The sequence below is a fragment of the Pseudomonas sp. GW821-FHT09H03 genome, assembly GCF_059415945.1.
The window spans coordinates 3,305-5,057 of record NZ_JBWKOF010000034.1 but is presented as its reverse complement, the minus strand read 5'-3'; the positions used below and the strand labels follow the sequence as shown (position 1 = coordinate 5,057).

Below are 1,753 nucleotides of genomic sequence, written 5' to 3'. Positions count from 1 at the left end.
CGCAAATTGCTTGGGTGTTATATGGTCAAGCCTCACGGGCAATTAGTATTGGTTAGCTCAACGCCTCACAGCGCTTACACACCCAACCTATCAACGTCGTAGTCTTCGACGGCCCTTCAGGGGACTCAAGGTCCCAGTGAGATCTCATCTTGAGGCTAGTTTCCCGCTTAGATGCTTTCAGCGGTTATCTATTCCGAACATAGCTACCCGGCAATGCCACTGGCGTGACAACCGGAACACCAGAGGTTCGTCCACTCCGGTCCTCTCGTACTAGGAGCAGCCCCTCTCAAATCTCAAACGTCCACGGCAGATAGGGACCGAACTGTCTCACGACGTTCTAAACCCAGCTCGCGTACCACTTTAAATGGCGAACAGCCATACCCTTGGGACCGGCTTCAGCCCCAGGATGTGATGAGCCGACATCGAGGTGCCAAACACCGCCGTCGATATGAACTCTTGGGCGGTATCAGCCTGTTATCCCCGGAGTACCTTTTATCCGTTGAGCGATGGCCCTTCCATACAGAACCACCGGATCACTAAGACCTACTTTCGTACCTGCTCGACGTGTCTGTCTCGCAGTCAAGCGCGCTTTTGCCTTTATACTCTACGACCGATTTCCGACCGGTCTGAGCGCACCTTCGTACTCCTCCGTTACTCTTTAGGAGGAGACCGCCCCAGTCAAACTACCCACCATACACTGTCCTCGATCCGGATAACGGACCTGAGTTAGAACCTCAAAGTTGCCAGGGTGGTATTTCAAGGATGGCTCCACGCAGACTGGCGTCCACGCTTCAAAGCCTCCCACCTATCCTACACAAGCAAATTCAAAGTCCAGTGCAAAGCTATAGTAAAGGTTCACGGGGTCTTTCCGTCTAGCCGCGGATACACTGCATCTTCACAGCGATTTCAATTTCACTGAGTCTCGGGTGGAGACAGCGCCGCCATCGTTACGCCATTCGTGCAGGTCGGAACTTACCCGACAAGGAATTTCGCTACCTTAGGACCGTTATAGTTACGGCCGCCGTTTACCGGGGCTTCGATCAAGAGCTTCGCGTTAGCTAACCCCATCAATTAACCTTCCGGCACCGGGCAGGCGTCACACCCTATACGTCCACTTTCGTGTTTGCAGAGTGCTGTGTTTTTAATAAACAGTCGCAGCGGCCTGGTATCTTCGACCGGCGTGGGCTTACGTAGCAAGTACTTCACCCTCACCGGCGCACCTTCTCCCGAAGTTACGGTGCCATTTTGCCTAGTTCCTTCACCCGAGTTCTCTCAAGCGCCTTGGTATTCTCTACCCAACCACCTGTGTCGGTTTGGGGTACGGTTCCTGGTTACCTGAAGCTTAGAAGCTTTTCTTGGAAGCATGGCATCAACCACTTCGTGTTCTAAAAGAACACTCGTCATCAGCTCTCGGCCTTAGAATCCCGGATTTACCTAAGATTCCAGCCTACCACCTTAAACTTGGACAACCAACGCCAAGCTGGCCTAGCCTTCTCCGTCCCTCCATCGCAATAACCAGAAGTACAGGAATATTAACCTGTTTTCCATCGACTACGCTTTTCAGCCTCGCCTTAGGGACCGACTAACCCTGCGTCGATTAACGTTGCGCAGGAAACCTTGGTCTTTCGGCGTGGGTGTTTTTCACACCCATTGTCGTTACTCATGTCAGCATTCGCACTTCTGATACCTCCAGCAAGCTTCTCAACTCACCTTCACAGGCTTACAGAACGCTCCTCTACCGCATCACTTACGT

Annotated in this window: 1 rRNA gene (only partly in view); it reads right to left on the bottom strand. The window is 52.5% G+C overall.

The features are described 5' to 3' along the window. Positions 1-21 precede the first annotated feature (21 nt). A 23S ribosomal RNA gene (locus AC07OG_RS26285) occupies positions 22-1,753 on the bottom strand; it runs 1,258 nt beyond the window's last position.